At 32.4% G+C, this 19,144-nt stretch carries 17 protein-coding genes and 1 riboswitch; of the genes, 4 read left to right on the top strand and 13 right to left on the bottom strand.

Features of this window, described 5'->3' with window-relative positions; genetic code table 11:
- Positions 1-54 precede the first annotated feature (54 nt).
- The 7 genes from OA93_RS05895 to OA93_RS05865 all read right to left on the bottom strand — a co-directional run bounded on the left by OA93_RS05895 (position 55) and on the right by OA93_RS05865 (position 7,521).
- Positions 55-1,125, bottom strand: a complete 1,071-nt coding sequence (locus tag OA93_RS05895; RefSeq protein WP_039112220.1) for a DUF5074 domain-containing protein — start codon at positions 1,123-1,125, stop codon at positions 55-57.
- A gap of 4 nt (positions 1,126-1,129) precedes the next feature.
- Positions 1,130-2,992, bottom strand: a complete 1,863-nt coding sequence (locus tag OA93_RS05890) for a TonB-dependent receptor (RefSeq protein ID WP_039112219.1) — start codon at positions 2,990-2,992, stop codon at positions 1,130-1,132.
- Positions 2,993-3,019: 27 nt separating this feature from the next.
- A riboswitch (cobalamin riboswitch) is annotated at positions 3,020-3,255 on the bottom strand.
- 78 nt (positions 3,256-3,333) lie between these two features.
- On the bottom strand, positions 3,334-3,870 hold the full coding sequence (cobC, locus tag OA93_RS05885) for an alpha-ribazole phosphatase (RefSeq protein WP_039112218.1): 537 nt from the start codon (positions 3,868-3,870) through the stop codon (positions 3,334-3,336).
- A complete protein-coding gene (locus OA93_RS05880; protein WP_039112217.1) occupies positions 3,855-4,652 on the bottom strand; it encodes an adenosylcobinamide-GDP ribazoletransferase in 798 nt (265 codons plus the stop codon). The genes cobC and OA93_RS05880 overlap by 16 nt, the downstream gene beginning before the upstream one ends.
- A gap of 65 nt (positions 4,653-4,717) precedes the next feature.
- Entirely contained in the window at positions 4,718-6,397 is a 1,680-nt protein-coding gene (cobT, locus tag OA93_RS24450) for a nicotinate-nucleotide--dimethylbenzimidazole phosphoribosyltransferase (protein ID WP_082001781.1), read from the bottom strand.
- A 69-nt stretch (positions 6,398-6,466) separates the two neighbouring features.
- On the bottom strand, positions 6,467-6,976 hold the full coding sequence (cobU, locus tag OA93_RS05870) for a bifunctional adenosylcobinamide kinase/adenosylcobinamide-phosphate guanylyltransferase (RefSeq protein WP_039112216.1): 510 nt from the start codon (positions 6,974-6,976) through the stop codon (positions 6,467-6,469).
- 149 nt (positions 6,977-7,125) lie between these two features.
- Entirely contained in the window at positions 7,126-7,521 is a 396-nt protein-coding gene (locus tag OA93_RS05865; RefSeq protein ID WP_039112215.1) for a DUF5522 domain-containing protein, read from the bottom strand.
- A 175-nt stretch (positions 7,522-7,696) separates the two neighbouring features.
- Here OA93_RS05865 and OA93_RS05860 point away from each other — a divergent pair, with 175 nt between their 5' ends.
- The 3 genes from OA93_RS05860 to OA93_RS05850 all read left to right on the top strand — a co-directional run bounded on the left by OA93_RS05860 (position 7,697) and on the right by OA93_RS05850 (position 10,748).
- Entirely contained in the window at positions 7,697-8,839 is a 1,143-nt protein-coding gene (locus tag OA93_RS05860; protein ID WP_039112214.1) for an ABC transporter substrate-binding protein, read from the top strand.
- Between the two features lie 6 nt (positions 8,840-8,845).
- Entirely contained in the window at positions 8,846-9,874 is a 1,029-nt protein-coding gene (locus OA93_RS05855; RefSeq protein ID WP_039112213.1) for an iron ABC transporter permease, read from the top strand.
- A 97-nt stretch (positions 9,875-9,971) separates the two neighbouring features.
- Positions 9,972-10,748 (top strand): ABC transporter ATP-binding protein, encoded by a 777-nt coding sequence (locus OA93_RS05850; protein WP_039112212.1) that lies wholly within the window; start codon positions 9,972-9,974, stop codon positions 10,746-10,748.
- A 269-nt stretch (positions 10,749-11,017) separates the two neighbouring features.
- Here OA93_RS05850 and OA93_RS05845 read toward each other — a convergent pair whose 3' ends face one another.
- The 3 genes from OA93_RS05845 to OA93_RS24445 form a co-directional block, all read right to left on the bottom strand.
- Complete coding sequence (locus tag OA93_RS05845) at positions 11,018-11,473, bottom strand: tRNA (cytidine(34)-2'-O)-methyltransferase (protein ID WP_039112211.1); 456 nt, start codon at positions 11,471-11,473, stop codon at positions 11,018-11,020.
- Between the two features lie 71 nt (positions 11,474-11,544).
- On the bottom strand, positions 11,545-12,120 hold the full coding sequence (locus OA93_RS05840; RefSeq protein ID WP_039112210.1) for a pseudouridine synthase: 576 nt from the start codon (positions 12,118-12,120) through the stop codon (positions 11,545-11,547).
- Positions 12,121-12,177: 57 nt separating this feature from the next.
- A complete protein-coding gene (locus tag OA93_RS24445; protein ID WP_082001780.1) occupies positions 12,178-12,384 on the bottom strand; it encodes a hypothetical protein in 207 nt (68 codons plus the stop codon).
- A gap of 361 nt (positions 12,385-12,745) precedes the next feature.
- Between OA93_RS24445 and OA93_RS05835 the strand changes: the two genes are divergently transcribed.
- A complete protein-coding gene (locus OA93_RS05835; RefSeq protein WP_039112209.1) occupies positions 12,746-16,174 on the top strand; it encodes a T9SS type A sorting domain-containing protein in 3,429 nt (1,142 codons plus the stop codon).
- A gap of 117 nt (positions 16,175-16,291) precedes the next feature.
- Here the strand turns inward: OA93_RS05835 and OA93_RS05830 are convergent, their stop codons facing one another.
- The 3 genes from OA93_RS05830 to OA93_RS05820 are packed head-to-tail and all read right to left on the bottom strand — an operon-like array spanning position 16,292 to position 19,137.
- Positions 16,292-18,136, bottom strand: a complete 1,845-nt coding sequence (locus tag OA93_RS05830) for a hypothetical protein (protein WP_039112208.1) — start codon at positions 18,134-18,136, stop codon at positions 16,292-16,294.
- The gene (locus OA93_RS05825; RefSeq protein ID WP_039112207.1) at positions 18,133-18,684 is read right to left on the bottom strand and encodes a sigma-70 family RNA polymerase sigma factor; all 552 of its coding nucleotides are present in this window, start codon (positions 18,682-18,684) and stop codon (positions 18,133-18,135) included. Before OA93_RS05825 ends, OA93_RS05830 begins: the two co-directional genes overlap by 4 nt.
- 51 nt (positions 18,685-18,735) lie before the next feature.
- A complete protein-coding gene (locus OA93_RS05820) occupies positions 18,736-19,137 on the bottom strand; it encodes a hypothetical protein (protein ID WP_039112206.1) in 402 nt (133 codons plus the stop codon).
- Positions 19,138-19,144: the final 7 nt, after the last annotated feature.

Raw genomic sequence — 19,144 nt, 5'->3', positions numbered from 1 at the left:
GCTTTCGTTAGAAAGCCTTTTTTAATAAAGTAAAATGTAAATAAATGATTTTAATTAGTCATTGAAGTAAAATCCGTTTGGTCCTATACCAACACTAAATTCATTAGATAAAACTCCTGTTAAAGAATAAATGTAAACATCTCCAGGATCTTGATTGTTTACTGCATCTGCAACATATATTTTATTGTTCTTTACTGCAAAACCATAAAGATTAGAAGTCTTAGTTGCTTTAAATATTGGAGTGGTTGGCAAAGTTGTTATACTAGTTGCTGCAGAGTAAATATCAGATCCAATAGTATAATATAGTTTATTGTTTTCAACAGCTAAGAACCCAGGATGTGTTATACCAGGAAAATCAATTGTTGAAGAAACTGTATTGGTGCTCATGTTGACTTTTACTAATTTACCAGTTGTTTCAGGTAAAGCATAATATGGTCGTCCATTACATAAAACATATAAAGTGCCATTATCTTTTACTAATGAACTAGGAACATCTCCTACTACAAAGTTTGCTGTAACTGTATTAGTGGTAGAGTTGATAACTGATAATGAGTTTCCTTGGCCCCAACCACCTTTATGAGCTATATAAAGTTTACCTTCGGTTTCAATTATTTGTTCTGGACCTTCAACAACAGGAATTGTTGATGCAACAGTATTTGTGGCAAGATCGATTACAGCTACGTAATCATCTGAAGCGTCTCCTGGATTACCCCAGTTTGTAATATATCCTTTTCCATTTGTAAATGCAATATAGCGAGGATTGCTTATTTTTGTACTGATTGTAGCAACGCTTTTAAATGTATATCGGTTAACAACTTCAATTTTATTACCTCTATTTACAATGATGTAAGCAAAATCCCCATTAAAACCAATGCTTTGGGGTACATCTTTAATGTCTTTACCTGGATTTACTAATGAAAAAACATCTTTTTCTAGTTTAAAATCGTTTGATAAATAGGATATGGACCCATTGACTTGTTCAAAAACACCTTCTTCAATAATGAATAATCCACCTTCATAGTTTCCTCTTGGTTCTTGTGGGGTATTATCATCGTCGCTACTGCAAGAAGCAAAAAATGCAGAGCTTATGATTATAGCTAAAAATAGTTTGTTTAATTTTTTCATTTTTTTAAAAGTTAAGATTTATATATACTGTGTAATTTCTTCCAGGCATTTGTCTGCTAATAACTGGCTGATAATTTTCATTCCAAATATTTAGTATTTGAAATCCAAGTTTGTAGCTATTCTTTTTTCCTAAGTCATAATCGATTCCTAGATTACCAACGCTATAAGGTTTTACTTTGGTAGCAGGATTGTTAAAAGGAGTGCTGTAAACATCTCCATTATATAAATATTGAAAATAAGAAGAAACTTTTTTCCAATTATAAGAAACAGATCCAGTTAATTTATGATAAGGAACATATATAAGTTGTTTGTATAATAGTTCTCCTTTAATTAATTGTTGGCTTTCAGAAACGGTATAGGCATAAGTTCCGTTAAGAGTCAAATTGTGATTTTTTATTTTTGTTCTCCATTCCAAAAGTACTTCGGCCCCATAAGCTCTTACTTTGCTTGTGTTTTCTGGAGACCAAGTATCACCTCCGCCTTCAGAAGGGATCCAGCGTAATAAATCTTTAATAGAATTATAATAAGTAGTTACAGATAATGAGAAGTTTTTTGTAAAAAATTCATTACCGATTTCTCCCTGATAAGAAGTTTCAGGTTTTAAATCAGGATTACCGCTTCCTTCCCAAAATAAATCGTTGTAAGTAGGCATTCTAAAATTCTTTGAAGCGTTTAATTTGATACGGTAAAAATCAGTAAATTGATATCTTGTTCCTAAAGAAAAGAGAAAAGGATTTCCGTAATTATCTGTTAATTCCTGACGAACACTGGCTGTATAATCCCATTTGTCAGTTACAGAGTGTTGCAATAATAAACTAGCAGATCCTATTTCTCTACTTACATTGTCAATACTAGATCCATGTCCTTTATTACGATTGTAATCAATAATAGTATTCAGTTTGATTTTATCATTTACATCAAAAGCCAAATCATATTTAATAATAGAAGTTTCAACCTTTCCATAAGTGAAAAAATCTGAGGTAATATTTGGGTAATATTTATAAGATTCTCCGATATGTGCCACTCTTAATTTAGAAGTGAATCGATTAAATATATTCTCCCATTCTAAAAGATTACGGGTATTGAAATCATTGTATTTTGTTTTGGTTCCATTAGGAGAGGTCAAAGAGAAATGACGCTCTGCATCATAAAACTGACTGTATAATTTTAAGGTGTTTTTAGAGTCGATTTTATAACCAAAAGTTGTATTCATACTTGTGTTGTAGTATTCTCCGTTAAGGTTTTTTTGATCGCTTTTTCCAGGATATTTAAAATCATTTTCAGAACTGTTTCTAGAAATACTAACCTGAAGGCTATATTTTTTTGATGAAACATCAGTACGATAATTTACACTGTAAGTATCATAACTTCCTGCACTAAAAAATAAATGATTTGAAAAATTGTTTTTAAAACTCAAATCATTGTTAAGGTGAATGCTTCCACCAATAGCGCCACTGCCATACAGAATACTTCCTCCTCCGGATTTTACAGCAATAGAATTGAAATCTCTTGTTCCAATTGTATTAAAATCAGCTTGACCTAAAAACTGTGAATTAATATTTATTCCGTTCCAGATGACAGCCGTTTGTGCACCAGTAGTTCCTCTAAAGGATGGAGCAGAAGTCATACCCAGGCCATTTTCTTTAAAGTAAATAACAGTATTATAATTTAAAAGGGAAGTTAAAGAAGCCTGATTTCTATTAATAATAGAGTCATTAAGTACCTGAACCGATTGTGAATCAGAATATTTTTTGAGGTTAGTGTCGGAAACTACAACTTCTTTTAATTTTGTTATAGAATCATTTTGTGCCAAAATGAATTGGCAAACTAAGAGCGAAAAACAGATGTAAAACTTTTGTAATGTCATAATTTCTAAACTCTTTTTCCCGAGAGTTCGATATTTGTTAACAAAGGCAGGTCTCCTGGCTTCGCGTCTTGTTGTTTCCCTTCCCGTTCTAAAACAGTGGTTTTGTAGTTAACAACGAGCATCCCTTACAGGACTAAGCTTACAGTTGCGGGTACAGCTCAAGATTTTCGAATGTTGATTTTGATGTTTTCAATCTTCAATTACTTGATTCCCTTTTAATGTGTCTCAAAAAATATAGCACAACCTTAATGAAAGTGCAAATATAAAGTTAAAAAAGCTTATAAATCAATTCTGTTTGATTATTTAATACTATTCATAAACAAAACAAAAATTGATTTTATTTAGATATCGACTTTAATTACTTGTCCAAAATCGACTTTATTTTGGAAAGCATCTTTAAGAGGAAGAGAGTTTAAAAGACATAATATGCTTCTTATTACTCCGGCATGTGCAACAATAATTGCCTTTGACGGTTTTTTGGCAAGTATTTCGTTTTCTATAAAATGAGTGACTCTTTCATGTAAATCGATGAAAGATTCTCCGTTTGGAACTCGAATGTTTACGAAATCTTCCATCCACGGATTTAAATCATTTGAAGAAATTTCATTCCAATTTTTCATTTCCCAATCACCAAAATCCATTTCCATCAAACGTTTGTCCTCTTTGTAATTTAAAATTTTGGTTTCTTGTTGGATATGTTTGGCAAGTAACACACAACGTTTTAATGGACTCGAATATAACAATGCATCTTGAGGTAATTGCTTTACAATGTTTTCAAAAATCAAATCATAAGGTTCGGCAATATTTACATCAGTTTGACCGTAGCAAATTCCTTTTTCGCAAACAGTTTCAGTATGACGAACTAAATAAATTTCCATACTGCTATAACACTTAAGTAAAAAATAACTTCGCAAACTTGTTGTGTTGCGCCCAAACAATCTCCAGTATAACCATCAATCCATTTCTGGAAATAACGTGCCAAAAAGTAGCGTGTTAGGAAAACTGGAATTAATACTAAAAGTAATTGATATTGAAAATAAGAAAGAACCAAGAGAGGTAATAAACCAAAAAAGAAAGAACCTAAAACTTCTTTCCAGCTAAAGCTTTTTGCAATTGGTTTGCTTTTGCTTGTCGCATCTTCACGAGAATATTCATGTGTAAATACGATGCTTATAGCCGCTAAACGACTAATAGAGTGTCCTGCAATCAACAATAATAAAATAGCAAGTACCGATTGCTGATTTGTAATTGTTTCTATAGTTACTAATTCAGATAGTAATTGAAATTTCAATAAAAATAATAATACAACACCAATAGCTCCATAAGCGCCAATGGCACTGTCTTTCATGATGTGTAAGATTTTTTCTTTGGTCCAACCCCCACCAAAACCGTCACAAACATCGGCAAAACCATCTTCATGAAAGGCTCCAGTAGTTAAAATTCCAGTAATCATTCCTATAATTACTGCTGCGGATGTTGAAACTAGAAATGAAGCACCATAAAATGCAAGAAAAGATATACCTCCAACAATCCACCCGATCAAAGGGAAATAGCGACTAGCTTTATTTAGATACTCAGGATTGTGGTCAATATTTTTGGGACAAGGAATCCTTGTGTAGAACATTAATGCAGTAAAAAATATATGAAGTTGTTTTTTCATTTAATAGTTTTATTTATTTGGCTAAAGATAGTTGCTGAAACTAAAAACTGCGACTGAATACTGTTTTACTTCTTACTAACTCCAGCATTTTCAAAAGTAGCCATTTCGTTCAGGAAAGTAATTGCCGATTGTAATATAGGTAAAGCAATTGCACAGCCCGTTCCTTCGCCTAAGCGTAAATCTAGTTGTAAAACCGATTGTGCTTCTAGATAATCTAATAATTTCTGATGTGCTTGTTCGGCTGAAGAATGACAGAAAATAGCATTTTTCTTGATTTCAGGATTTATTTTATAAGCAATTAAAAATGCTACAGTGCAAATAAAACCATCTACCAGAATTAGCATATTGTTTTTATAAGCGGCTAACATTCCGCTGGCCATTTGTATGATTTCAAAACCACCAAAATAGGCGAGTTGTACTTTTAATTCGGCTTGACCGGAATAATTTTCAATGGCTTTTTTTAGGATTTCCTGCTTCTGAATTAATTTTTCTTCATCAACTCCAGTTCCTTTTCCAACACATTCTTCTATAGAAAAACCTGTTAAAACACTCATTAAAACCGAAGCTGTAGATGTGTTACCAATACCCATTTCGCCAAAACCAATGCAATTACTTCCTGTTTTTGCAACAGAATCTACAATTTCTGAACCTTTCAAGAAACACAATTGTAATTCGGTTTCGCTCATTGCGGGAGCGTGTAAAAAGGATTGAGTTCCTTTGGCAATTTTAGCATTAATTAAATTCGCATTTGTAGGGAAATCATAATTTACACCAGCATCTACGATAGAAAGTTCAATTTTATTTTGTTTACAAAAAACATTTATTGCTGCACCGCCTTCTAGGAAATTACCAACCATTTGTCGGGTTACATCTTGCGGATAAGCACTCACGCCATGATTGGCAATACCGTGGTCTGCTGCAAAAACAACAATATTTGGTTTTATAATCTCAGGTTCCAGAGTTTGAAAAACTGTTCCTATTTGGAATGCCAGCTTTTCTAAAATACCTAAAGCTCCAATAGGTTTAGTTTTTGAATCGATTTTATGCTGTAGCGCTTCTTTAAAAGAGCTTTTAACTTCGACTTTAGGTTTATTATCAAAATCTAATTTCGGAATAAGACTCTCATTTATAGTTTTGATTTCGGTACAATCAAAAGTTTCCGATTTTTGTTTCCACTTTAATTGCTGCAACATGGGTTGATTATCGTAGTTTGTCGCAGGTTTACCAATACAGAAATAACCAAGCGGTTCTATATTTTCAGGTAAATCAATTATTTTCTTAAACTGATAATAATTTAAAATAGAAACCCAACCCATACCATAACCTTGCTCCGTAAGTGATAACCAGATATTTTGGGCAGCACAAACCGAACTAAATTTTACAGCTTCATTACTACCAACAGTTCCTATAGTAAAATTGTTTAGCACCGAGCGGTCATAAGCAATTATCATCCCGATAGGAGCCTCTTCTATAGCTTCCAGCTTCAAGGATTTATAGCGTTCTTTTTGCTCCTCGTCATCGGTTAATAACTCCGCTTTTTTATTATAATCCAAAAATAAATCTTTGATAGCTTTTTTAACTTCATCCGATTTTATGATGTAATACTTAGTTGCATCTGTTAAACCCACCGAAGGCGCCCAATGTCCAGCTTGTAAAGCATTTTGAATAACTTCATCAGGGACCTCGTCATTAGTAAAATGGCGTGTATCGCGGCGTGATTTTAATATATCATCTAAATAGCTCATGTTTTTTCTTTTTAAGAGGTTCAAAGTCGCAAAGGTTCAAAGCCCAAAGCTCACAGCCCATGGCCTCAACTATCCTTTTATTGTAACGGGAATTCCCGAAACCATAAGTACAACAGTATCGGCATTTTTAGCCAAAAACTGATTCATCCAACCTTGTAATTCTGTAAATTTTCTTCCTACGTGCGTATCAGCATGAAGTCCCATTCCGATTTCGTTAGTTACAATTATCAAAGTAGAATCTGGCTGATTGGCTATTTTTAGAAACTCAGCTTTAGCTTCTTCAAGAGATAATGCAACATCATTTTTTGTATCTACAAAAAAGTTAGTTAACCAAAGCGTTACACAATCAATCAAAGCTACTTTACCCGAAAAATCAATTTCGCTCAAATGTTTTTCCTTCTCAATATTTGTCCAGCGTTCGTCGCGTTCTTGTTGGTGACGATCAATTCGATTCTGGAAATCTTCATCCCATTTTCGAGCTGTTGCCACATACATTGGTGCATTTGTAAGTTGCAAAGCCAGTTCTTGTGCATAACCACTTTTCCCCGAACGCTCACCACCAGTAATCAAGTAAACCATCTTTTTTTAATTGTTAGTTTTTAATTGTAAATTTAAGAAGGGCGTTCCCTTCGGGCGGGCTATTCACTATATCTTTTATTTTTTAAAGAAAAAAATAAAAGGATACCACTACTATCCCTAACGCAATTGCACCAACTATTTCTTTCGTGTTAATTGGTGAAATTCGTGTTTATTCTTTTAAATAAGTAAGGGCAATGTCGACATTTGTTTCCGCAACAGCTTCCTCTTTTCAGATGAAACCATTCCTTAAAAACATAATTTCCGTTTTCCAGATAATAATCGATTCCTTCAATAAGTGTATTGTTTTTTGGCAAAGCCGAAGCTTTATTGTCAGTTGCAATTTCGGGAGTGATTGTATTTACAAAATCATCTATTTTTACCGCACAGGCATTTTTAAAACAATTTGGGCACAAACAATCCACAACATCCGAAGGTACAAAAATAGGAGGGAAGTTGTTGCACCAACATTTATTTCCGTCGGGAGAATCACCGCAATTAAATGCAGTTCCGCAGCTTGAGCAGTTTTTTACTTTAAGACCATTCATACTGCAAAGATACTATTTGTTCAATTTTTTACGTTTAAAAGTAAACAAGAAATTTAGAAATTGCGCTACCTTTGTCGCTATCCAAATTGTAAAATAGGAAATTGTATGATTCAAAATCAGATATGATATAGAATAATAATTCCATAATTTCTTTAAAAACAAATAGTAACTACCTATGAAGTCATCATTACATAAAGCTGTTTTTCTTTTCTCATTTTTAGTATTAATAGGATGTAAGAAAAACGAAAGTACACCAGAAATAAAATCCGAAATAGGACAAAACAGTATCGAATATGCTTCGGGACTTTCTATAAAAAAATTCACTGGATATTCAGTTGTAAAAGTTACAAATCCTTGGCCAGATGCAGGAAAGGATTATACTTATGTATTAAAAGAAAAAGATGGAGTTGTGCCAGATAGTTTAAAAAGTTATACTACAATCCAGATTCCGTTACAAACAATTGTAGTAACATCAACAACCAATATTCCGTTTTTAGAAATGCTTAATGTCGAGAATAATTTGGTAGGTTTCCCGCATACCGACTATATTTCTTCAGAGAAAACCAGAAAATTAATAGATAAAGGTTCTGTGAAAAATGTTGGTCAAAACGAAAAATTAAATATCGAGCAACTTATCGAATTAGCACCAAATTTAATTGTCACTTTCGGAGTTGATAATAACAATCCAATGTTAGATAATTTACAAAAAAGCGGTTTAAAAGTACTAATTCAGGCCGATTGGATGGAGCAATCTCCACTAGGAAAAGCCGAATGGATAAAACTTTACGGTGCTTTATTTGGAAAAGAAGCACAAGCCAAAGAGCTTTTTGATAAAATTGTAACCAGTTATAACGAAGCTAAGAAATTAGTAGCTTCTAAGAAAGCAACTTCAACCGTTTTATATGGCTCAATGTATATGGACCAATGGTATGTTGCCAAGGGAAATAGTTGGGTAGCACAATTTATGGCCGATGCCAAAGCCGATTATTTATGGGCAAATCTAGAGGGAACAGGAAGTCTGGGATTATCATTCGAAAAAATATTAGACAAAGCCAAAACAGCTTCAGTCTGGATTGCGACAGGTTCTTTTAAATCATTAACGGAATTAGAAAAAAGTAATCCACATTACAGCCAGTTTGATGCCTTTAAAACAAAAAACATATATACTTTCGAGAATAAATTTGGAGCAACTGGAGGAACAATTTATTATGAATTAGCTCCAAGCCGACCAGATTTAGTGCTGAAAGATTACATTAAGATATTTCATCCTGAGTTATTGCCAAGTTATGAATTTACTTTTGCATCTAAATTAAACTAAATCCAATTGGCGAATCAAAAGCGAAATACAATCTTGTTCTTTATACTCGGTTTAGCACTTTTGTTATTATTCTTTCTGGACATTAGTTTCGGGTCTATCACAATTCCTTTTAAAGAAGTTTATACCAGTTTAACAGGAGGAGAAGCAAGTAAATCGACATGGGAATATATCATAATTAATTATCGTTTGCCTAAAGCAATTACCGCAGTATTAGTTGGTGTAGGTTTATCGATAAGTGGTTTGTTGATGCAAACATTATTCAGAAATCCATTGGCTGGTCCCGATGTTTTAGGATTAAGCTCCGGAGCGATATTAGCAGTAGCAATTGTGATTTTGGGAGCTGGTTTACTGCCTTCATTCTTAAATACAATTTTGCTATCAAGCTACGGGATTGTAATTGCATCGACATTAGGGAGTATTTCGGTTTTATTACTGGTTTTATTAGTATCACAACGATTACGAAATACAATGGCTATTTTAATAGTCGGGCTTATGTTTGGTAGTTTTACCAGTGCCATTGTTGGGGTTTTAACCTATTTTAGTTCAGCTGAACAATTACAGAAATTCACTTTTTGGTCACTAGGAAGTCTAGGAAATCTTTCCTGGTCATCGATTATAGTTTTAGCAGTGAGTGTTAGTATTGGTTTACTTTTAAGTGCGAGTAGTATTAAACCATTAAATGCATTGTTACTTGGAGAGAATTATGCCAAAAGCATGGGACTTAATTTTAAGAGAACAAGACTTGTAATTATTTTTGCCACAAGTATTTTAGCAGGAAGTGTTACTGCTTTTGCTGGGCCAATTGCTTTTATAGGACTAGCCGTTCCACATATAGCAAAGCTTACATTTAGAACCAGTAATCATGCTATTTTATATTGGAGTACCCTTTTTTATGGAGGAATAATTATGTTGTTTTGCGATATCGCATCACAATTACCAGGATTAGAAACTACATTGCCTATTAATGCGATAACATCTATAATTGGAGCGCCAGTAGTAATTTGGTTATTAGTCCGAAAAAGAAATTTTGAGTAAACGTTTTTGCAACAGCTTTGTGAGCTTTGCGGTTAATTTTTTTGCCACAGATTAAAAAGATTAGAATGATTTTTTAGTCCTTAACACCTTAAAGAAAATGAAAAGTATCCTATCAACTTCAAACTTAAGTATTGGCTATAAGTCCAAGAAAGCAACTGTGACTATTGCTCAAAACTTAAACCTGAATTTAGAACCTGGAAAACTTATTGCTTTAATTGGTGCAAACGGAATCGGTAAATCGACATTGTTACGAACAATAACAGGGATTCAACATCCATTATCGGGCACAGTTTTGCTAAATGATAAGAACGTATTCGAATATAAACCACTCGATTTAGCACAGAACTTAAGCATTGTTTTAACCGAAAAATTACCGCCAAGCAATCTATCCGTTTTCGAATTAGTGGCTTTAGGGCGCCAACCTTATACTAACTGGATTGGGACTTTGACACAGTATGATATTACTAAAGTAAACGAGGCATTAGAGCTTACACAAATAAGTCATTTATCACACAAAAAACATTACGAAATAAGCGACGGGCAATTGCAAAAAGTATTAATTGCACGAGCTTTAGCACAAGACACGCCACTTATTATTCTAGATGAACCAACTACACATCTCGATTTATTGCATAAAGTAGCTTTGTTTAAGTTGCTTAAGAAACTAACTCACGAAACGGGGAAATGCATTTTGTTCTCTACACATGATATTGATTTAGCAATACAATTAAGCGACGAAATGATTATTATGACACCCGAAGCCTTTATACAAGACGAACCTTGTAACTTAATTGCAACAGGAAGTTTTGCAACTTTATTCAAAGACGACCATATTAAATTTGATGCCGAAAAAGGGAAGTTTGTGATTACTTAGAATTCATGTTTTTTTCTGGAGCTAATCCTGCTATCTGCTATATCTTTTATTTTTTTAAAGGAAAAAAATAAAAGGATGCCGCTACTATCAGGGCTAGAAATCATGAGAACTATCATGCAAGGTTTTTTTCAACCTTGTAGGTATAAATATAAATACCGTATTTAAAATAATCATTGCAATCTTTTAATCTATAGTTAAAATAATTTAACACCTATTTGCAGGAAGGAAATCGATGTCAGATCCGATTAAACGATTAAACAAATAATCGCTTAAACCTTCAGCCCAATCTGTCTCTTAGCTTCACCCACCACAAACGCAACCGAATTTGCAATATTAAAACTTCTTATTAGGGACGACATCGGAATCGTAAGATGATTTTCGAATTGTTCTAAAACTTCCTTGCTCAATCCTACGCTTTCTTTTCCAAAAACCAACCAATCACCATCTAGGAAATCAGTTTCAAGATATGATTTTTCGGCATGAGAACTCATGAGGAAAACACGAGATAAATCTGGAATTTGAGCTTTCCATTCCGCTACATTCTGATATTCGGTTACATCAAGATGAACCCAATAATCCAATCCGGAACGTTTTAAGTTTTTATCATTTATAACAAATCCAAAAGGATGTACTAAATGCAATCGGCTTTCTGTACCAACGCACAAGCGACCAATATTTCCAGTATTATTAGGTATTTCGGGTTCTACGAGAACTATATTCAGCATTATTTAATTTGTTTATTCGGTTAATCGTTAATTTGGGAATTATCTAATTTTTACATTGACATATTCTCTAATTAATTTTCTAATTTAAAATCGGGTACTTCTAAAACTTCTCCAGCTTTTAAGCCCTGCAAATATACATTTCCTATACGAACACGTACCAATCGTAAAGTAGGAAAACCAACAGCAGCAGTCATTTTTCGCACTTGACGAAACTTACCTTCATTTACAGTTATCGAGGCCCATGAAGTTGGTCCATGTCGTTCATCTCTGATTTTTTTTGCTCTCGGGCCAAAATCAGGAATTTCGGTAACGATGAAAGCAGAGCAAGGTTTGGTTTTATATTTCCCGCCATCAAAACCAATTTCAACTCCTTTTTGTAATTCTTCGATTGCTTCAGGAGTAATAATTCCATCTACTTGAACATAGTATTCTTTGTCGACTTTCTTGCTTCTTATCTGTTCACTTACTTTTCCATCAGTAGTTAGTAAAAGCAAACCTTCCGAATCTTCATCAAGTCTGCCAATAGCCATTGTACCTTCTGGGAAATTATGTAATTCACCCAAAAGTTTCTTCTTTCTTTTTAGCTCATATATAAACTGACTTAAATAACCGTATGGTTTAAAAAGAATAAAATGTTGATGCGACATGCTGGAATTTTTGTGCAAAGATAGTTTTGTTTCACAAGTAATTCCAATTTATAGATATTACTGCTTATTGTTTTTCATTTTATTCAGCCATAAATAAACAGACCAGATTACAGTAATACTAAATAAGAGGATTAACGGAACATAATAGTTGCTAAAAAAATCATGAAAATAAGTTCCGATTAAAATATATGCCGAAGCGATACAAAGTTTTAACACAATAAACTCGGCATTAGACCAACAAGTTTTGATTTTGAAGAAGCTCATGATATGTTGTTTTAGGAATTATTAATAAAAATACAATTTTTGAAAATTACTTTTGTGTTTACTATTTTATGAATGTAAAAGGTTTGTTTTAGAAGATTTAATTTAGTGTTGTTTTTGATTGAAAAGCCTTATGATTACTGGGTTTATTGAGTAGTTTGTGTCTAAAGCTTAAAGTGTAATTCAATAAGAATTATTCGTTTAAGCTGCATAATTTTTATGGATATCTGAAATAATTAATATTTATTATGTAGTTTGGTGCTAAATATTTATAAAGGTTTAAGCAATAACTTTAAAGTTTTATAATATTCGCTTAACTTTAAAGACAATAAATTTGAACTCTAAAAACACTAATTTTTAACGTATGAAAAACCACTACTCTTTGCGCCATTTAATGGCTTTTTTAAGTTTTTTTTATTGCTTTTCAGCAAATCTTTTTGCACAAACAAATCCCGAGCCTCAACCTTTGCCTTATTTGCAAAATTTTGAGACATTACCCGCCAGTTCAACAGCTTTTTTGCCTTTTGTTAAAGGTTTTCAAGGATGGGCTGCAAATTTAGATTCACCTAAAACTACTTATAGTACTACTTTGGTTGGAGATAGAGATTTATTAAAAAGCAGTTCAGCAAGTAATAATAGTGGGAATATCCATAATTATGGCGGTAAAATCGGTATTTTAAATACTGGTAAACTTGATTTAGCAATTGGATTTGCTTTTGTAACTAAAGATTTGAAAGGAATTCAGGTTAAATATGATGCGATGGAAATTCGTAATCCGTATGATGGAACGACTAGTACCCGTAAGAATGAGATGGCTTTGCAATACAGGATTGGTATTACAGGACCTTTTATTTCTCTATTAGAAACAGCTTATTTAAGTGGTGAAAAATTACAAACAGGTACAGGAGTTACTACCCCTCTAAATTTAAAGACAATAAAAGTAACTTTGCCACCTGAATGTGATAACCAATCTGTAGTTCAAATAAGATGGATTGTTAGAGATGCAGGAGGTGTTAACGCACGCCCTTCTTTTGCAATCGATAATATAGATATCAAAAAAGATGATGAAGCTCCAGTAAACGTAGTAAGTTATCCAAAAATAGATAATGTATTATCAGATGAGTTTGATTTTCATAATCAAATTGATGAGGTAGGGAAAACATATTATGTATTAGTATCAGCTAGCGATGCAGCGCCTACTGCAGCGCAAGTAAAAAGTGGTTTCAACGCAAGTGGAACAGCTGCTTTACAATCTGGAGTATTAGATATCACAGATAAAGCATTGGTTTATTCAAAAACAATCACAGGTTTAACACTAAATACAGCATATAGTGTTTACTCTATTTCTGAAGATCCACATGGAAACATACAAGCAATTGTAAACAAAATAGATGCGACCACTCCTGCTGTTGTGTCGCCAAAAATAACTACAACAACTACAGCAATTAATTTGGGTGTCGAAGAACCAAACTTTACTTCATCGGTTCTAAGTTACCAAATAGGAGGAGATAATCTTAATAATCCAGTAACAGTTACAGCACCAACTAATTTTGCAGTATCTAAGGATAATATCACTTTTGTGCCTTCAGTAACATATAGTGTATCTGATTTTAACGGAAATGCTACGCCAATAGTTTATGTACGTTTTACACCAAATGCACTTGGTAGTTTTACAGGACAAATTACTAATCAATCTGTAGGTGCAGCCATTAAAATAGTGACTGTATCAGGTTTTGGAATTAACCCTTACGTTCAGGATTTTAATGATGCTAATGTTTTCACCAATAGTGGTTGGACATCTTATAGTGTAGCTGGTTCTACTAATAAATGGAAAAGCACTACAACAAATGCTAATTCAGCTCCCGGAGCTGTAGTTATGAATGGATATTCAGATAATGGAGGAAGTAATGATTGGTTGATTTCACCAAAATTACGATTAGATAGTTTTAATAAATTTCCTCTGTTATCATTTTACGCTCGTAAATATTATGCAGGACCAAGTTTAAAATTAATGGTTTCTACAAATTATGATGGAAAAAGTAGCCCTGAAACTGCTAGTTGGACAGAAATAGACGGTAATTTTCCTGTAACAACAGCTGCTTATGTACAATCTCAATATATTGATTTAGGAGCGTTCAAAACAGATCATACTTATGTAGCTTGGGTTTACGAAACTACAATAGGTGGAGGAACTGGTAATGCTGCTGAATGGACAATTGATGATGTAGCTATAACAAATGAATTGGCATTTGTAGCTTCAAATCCTAATTTAGATTTTGGAGATGTGAGCCCTAATACAGTTTCTACTAGTAAAACTTTTATTTTTAAAGCTGGCGGTTACGGTGATATTACTATTGCCGCTCCACTAGATTATCAATTATCTCTTGATAATTCTAGCTTTTTATCAAGTGTTACTGTAAGTGAAGCCGATGCATTGCTTGGGAAAACAATTTATGCAAGATTTGCGCCTTCTACAAAAGAGTTAACTATTGCAGGTAGATTGACTGTAACAGGAGCAGGATTAAATGAGAAAATTGGAACATTAAAAGGTTCTTCTTTGCCAAAAGAAGATACTTTTGATATTGTAACGTATAATCTTGAGTTTTTTGGAAGTAATGTAATTGGTGCAGATAAAAAAGAATTTGGACCTATAGATGATGCTTTGCAAATTGAGAATGTTGCCAAAGTAATGAATAAGATGGATGCCGATGTATATGTTGTGCAAGAAGTGTCTGATGATCCTTCTGTCGATATTTTAATAACAAAATTAAATGTTAACGGTAAAACATTTGATAAAGTAATTTCTCCTAATTGGTCCTATTCGTTTAATGAGCCTCAAGATAATTTTCCACCACAAAAACTAGTAGTAATTTATAATACAAAAACAGTTACAGTAAAAAAGACACGAGTAATGTTTAGTAAATTATATGATCAAATACGTGCAAAAACTGTAACGCTGGCTAATTATCCAAGTACAGATGGTAGTGGTGATAACTTTTTCTCATCGGGAAGATTGCCATTTATGGTTGATATAGAAACGAACATTGGTGGAGTAAAGAAAGAAATTACGCTTATCGATATTCATGCACGTGCTAATAGTGGAAGTGATATCTCAAAGTATAATATGAGAAAATACGATACTGAAGTTTTAAAAGATAGTTTGGATGCTAATTATCCAGATACCAACTTCATTATTTTAGGAGATCTTAATGATGATGTAAAAAAAACAGTTATTAATGATGTTTTACCTTCTTCATACGAGAAAATAGTTAAGGATACAGATCGTTATAATGCTTTAACTCTAGATATTAGTAAAGCAGGAGCTTTTAGTTTTTTAAGTTCAGGAGGTTTCTTGGATCATATAATTATTTCTAACGAATTAAATAGTGAATATATCGCTAATTCAACAGCAGTTTACGATCCACGTTCTGATATAAATAATTATGTAAATACAACATCTGATCACGGACCAGTAATTGCTCGTTTTGAATTAAAAGGATCTACTTTAGGTACAATAGATTTTGAAACTAAGAATGGTTTTGCAGTAAAAGCATATCCTAATCCAGCAACAGATGTAGTTAATGTTCTTGTGAAAACTAATGAAGACAAGAAACTTAAGTTAAGACTTTATGACATAACAGGTCGCATGATAGGAAAACCTGTTGATGTAAATGGAGGACAGGAAAGTAGTACTTCGGTAATCCAGATAAGTGATTTAAAAACGGGTATCTACATTTATACTTTATCAGAAAATAACAAAGTTGTTTTTAAAGATAAGATTATAAAAAAATAAGTGAAAGGTTTTATAAATTAAAAATGCTAGATTCTACTTTAAGAATCTAGCATTTTTTTTACAGTATAATAATTGGTGTAAGCGTATTATAATAAAGAGAGAATTAAAACAAACTAATTAAAACCCAAAATTAACCCCAAAATTCAGACCCCACTGAAATTGGTTAAACGATTGTGTTTTTAATGGATTGATATAATAATTCACACCAGGTTCTACAAAAAAATGAGTTTTTTTGAAGACTTCATACTGTAAAGTACTGCTAAATTTAGAGCCATATACAAAGTTGTTTACATCTAGATTTCCTCCTATCGAGTTACCATCTAAAAAAACTTCGTTGGAAATTAACTTTCCTATAAAACCACCAGTATTAAGTCTAATATCTGCCTTGCCTGTATTTAAGACAGAGTAAGAAACTTCAAGAGGCATTTCTAGGTATTGCAATTGTTGATCAAGATTCCCAGTTTGATTTCCCGCATTACTACTTTGAATTTTTTGACTGCTATTGTCTGATGAAAAAACATAATTTCTATTTGTCGAAATATATTCAACACTAGGGTTTGAAATGAAAAAATCATTTATAATTCCTGCAGATAATACATTTTGTTGTTTGTTATAATAAGATACATTGGCTACAGATTGTCCTAATTCATTAATTTTTAAACCAGAACTTACAGCCCATTTTTTATTAAGCTTGTAATTTGTTTTTACGCCATACCCAGTATTCTGTTTAGACTCAATATCATTACCCAAGGCTTTTTTATTGCCATAATTCTCAGAATTTACTAAACCAGCATAAAGACCAACAGACCATTTTTCTTTCAGAATTTCTTTTTCAGTTTTTACCCCTTCGTTGTCTTCTTTATTATTTAATCGGTTCTCTAATTGTTGTAGTTCAAGTGCTATTTGAGCTTTATTCAATGAATCGTTATAAGATACTAGACTTTTTTCAGAACTATTATTTAAAACAATTGCTTCAGTTTTATTTTTGTTTATAGTATTATCAACTTCAGTATTATTTTGTTTAGCTGAAGAAGTGTTTGTGTCGTTTTTTGATGATGATTGAATATTGTTGTTTAAAGCAATTGCTTCAGTTTTATTCTTGTTTATAGTACTACGAACTTCAGTATTGTTTTGTTTAGCTGAAGAAGTGTTTATGTCGTTTTTTGATGATTGAACATTGTTGTTTAAAGCAATTGCATCAGTTTTATTCTTGCTTATAGTGTGATTAACTTCAGTATTATTTTGTTTAGCTGAAGAAGTGTTTATGTCGTTTTTTGATGATGATTGAATATTGTTGTTTAAAGCAATTACTTCAGTTTTATTCTTGTTTATAGTACTACCAACTTCAGTATTATTCTGTTTAGCTGAAGAAGTGTTTGTGTCGTTTTTTGATGATGATTGAGTATTGTTATTTAAAACAATTTCTTCGTTTTTAGCCTCATTAAAATTGCTATTAACTTCGTTACGTGATGAGGTTTTAGCTTTGTTTTTAGATGATGATTCAGCTATTGAGATAGTTTCATTGGTTAATTGTAATGAAGGCTTATCTTTTTTGTTGATTGAACTTGTTACAGTTTTAGTCGATTCTTGATTGTTGTTTGATGTTTTGTTAGCTACCGAACTATCAGATTCAGCAACCGTTATTGTAGCTTTATTATTTAAAGGAGTAGTATTAATTGTAGATGGAGTAGTAGGATTCGATTTTGAATTACTTTCTTGAGAATCTATGACAACATTGTTATCCTTTAATAAAATATCATTTTCATTCGAGTTAAAATATAGACCAGACGTGATAGCTAAACCTATTAAAAGACTAGCCGCTAGCGACCACCAAATGGCTACTACCTTTTTCTTTTTAGGTTTATCTAGTTCTTCTTCAATTTTAGCCCATAATTCTGGTGGTGGTACACTAGAAAAATTTTCTATTGAAGAAAAAATATCTTCTATTTTTTTCTTTTTCATGCTGTTTTAAAATTTAATACGGCCAAAATTTTTGTTTGTAATATTTTCTTAGCCCTATTTAAGTTTGATTTAGAAGTTCCTTCTGTAATCTGGAGCATTTCTGCAATTTCTTTGTGTTTCATCTTTTCAAAAACAAAAAGATTAAAAACCATTCGGTATTGATCGGGTAAATCCTGAATATATTCGATTAGTTTTTCTTGTGTTATCGGAATAGTTTCAAGCTCTTCTTCTTCGATAATTTCTGTTTCTGGATCAAAGACATCGAGAAAATGGTAATCTCTTTTTTTCTTCTTTAAGGTTTCGATGAGTTTATTGATAAAAATTCGTTTCATCCATCCCTCAAAACTACCTTCAAATTTATATTGTTTAATTTTTTGAAAAACGATTATAAAAGACTCCTGAAAAACATCTTTAGCATCATCTTCATTCTTCATATATTTTAGACAAATTCCATACAATACAGGCGAGAACAATTGATAAATTCTCAATTGCCCTCCTCTGTCATTGTCAATGCACTTTTTTATAAGTAAGTCTAAATTGTCTTCCAAAAAATAATTTTAAAGTATATTAGATTGCAATAGTGTTTGTGTTTCAGGATGCTACTTTTTGAAAGTAGAACTGTAGCCGTCAGGGAAATTGTTTACAATAACTAGATTACGGGAATCTAATTTTTCGATAACATATGTTATTCCTTCAAAAGTGATTAAATCATGTTCTAAATTATCAAATACACTAATACCCTTAGTAAGTTGATAGTTGCTATTTCTTATCTCAACATTGTTCTTATATGTAATAACTTTACCATCGGTTGTAAAAACAAGCTTTTTTGTACTCCCAAGAGTTTTAGGAGTTGAGGTATAACTACCATTTTGGCCTCCAGTTGATTTTTGCCAAACCCAACTTCCAGCAAGTATAGTGGCTTTATCTGACTTGAAAATTACATTTGATGAATAAGTTGAAACAGAAATAATAACTAGAAGAGCTAAAATTGTTTTTTTCATTTTAAGG

Origin of the sequence: Flavobacterium sp. KMS (genome assembly GCF_000813005.1) — a bacterium.
In the GTDB taxonomy this organism is placed as follows: Bacteria; Bacteroidota; Bacteroidia; order Flavobacteriales; family Flavobacteriaceae; genus Flavobacterium.
Note: the sequence above shows the minus strand (reverse complement) of the source record. Positions and strands in the feature narration are given on the sequence as shown.

What these genes read in the sequence shown, in the direction of transcription:
- OA93_RS05865 (WP_039112215.1), bottom strand. Translation starts at nt 7,521, where the DNA reads ATGAATGGTCTTAAAGTAAAAAACTGCTCAAGCTGCGGAACTGCATTT.
- OA93_RS05830 (WP_039112208.1), bottom strand. Translation starts at nt 18,136, where the DNA reads ATGAAAAAGAAAAAAATAGAAGATATTTTTTCTTCAATAGAAAATTTT.
- cobT (WP_082001781.1), bottom strand. Translation starts at nt 6,397, where the DNA reads ATGAGCTATTTAGATGATATATTAAAATCACGCCGCGATACACGCCAT.
- OA93_RS24445 (WP_082001780.1), bottom strand. Translation starts at nt 12,384, where the DNA reads ATGAGCTTCTTCAAAATCAAAACTTGTTGGTCTAATGCCGAGTTTATT.
- cobU (WP_039112216.1), bottom strand. Translation starts at nt 6,976, where the DNA reads ATGGTTTACTTGATTACTGGTGGTGAGCGTTCGGGGAAAAGTGGTTAT.
- OA93_RS05895 (WP_039112220.1), bottom strand. Translation starts at nt 1,125, where the DNA reads ATGAAAAAATTAAACAAACTATTTTTAGCTATAATCATAAGCTCTGCA.
- OA93_RS05820 (WP_039112206.1), bottom strand. Translation starts at nt 19,137, where the DNA reads ATGAAAAAAACAATTTTAGCTCTTCTAGTTATTATTTCTGTTTCAACT.
- OA93_RS05850 (WP_039112212.1), top strand. Translation starts at nt 9,972, where the DNA reads ATGAAAAGTATCCTATCAACTTCAAACTTAAGTATTGGCTATAAGTCC.
- OA93_RS05835 (WP_039112209.1), top strand. Translation starts at nt 12,746, where the DNA reads ATGAAAAACCACTACTCTTTGCGCCATTTAATGGCTTTTTTAAGTTTT.
- OA93_RS05845 (WP_039112211.1), bottom strand. Translation starts at nt 11,473, where the DNA reads ATGCTGAATATAGTTCTCGTAGAACCCGAAATACCTAATAATACTGGA.
- cobC (WP_039112218.1), bottom strand. Translation starts at nt 3,870, where the DNA reads ATGGAAATTTATTTAGTTCGTCATACTGAAACTGTTTGCGAAAAAGGA.
- OA93_RS05860 (WP_039112214.1), top strand. Translation starts at nt 7,697, where the DNA reads ATGAAGTCATCATTACATAAAGCTGTTTTTCTTTTCTCATTTTTAGTA.
- OA93_RS05840 (WP_039112210.1), bottom strand. Translation starts at nt 12,120, where the DNA reads ATGTCGCATCAACATTTTATTCTTTTTAAACCATACGGTTATTTAAGT.
- OA93_RS05880 (WP_039112217.1), bottom strand. Translation starts at nt 4,652, where the DNA reads ATGAAAAAACAACTTCATATATTTTTTACTGCATTAATGTTCTACACA.
- OA93_RS05890 (WP_039112219.1), bottom strand. Translation starts at nt 2,992, where the DNA reads ATGACATTACAAAAGTTTTACATCTGTTTTTCGCTCTTAGTTTGCCAA.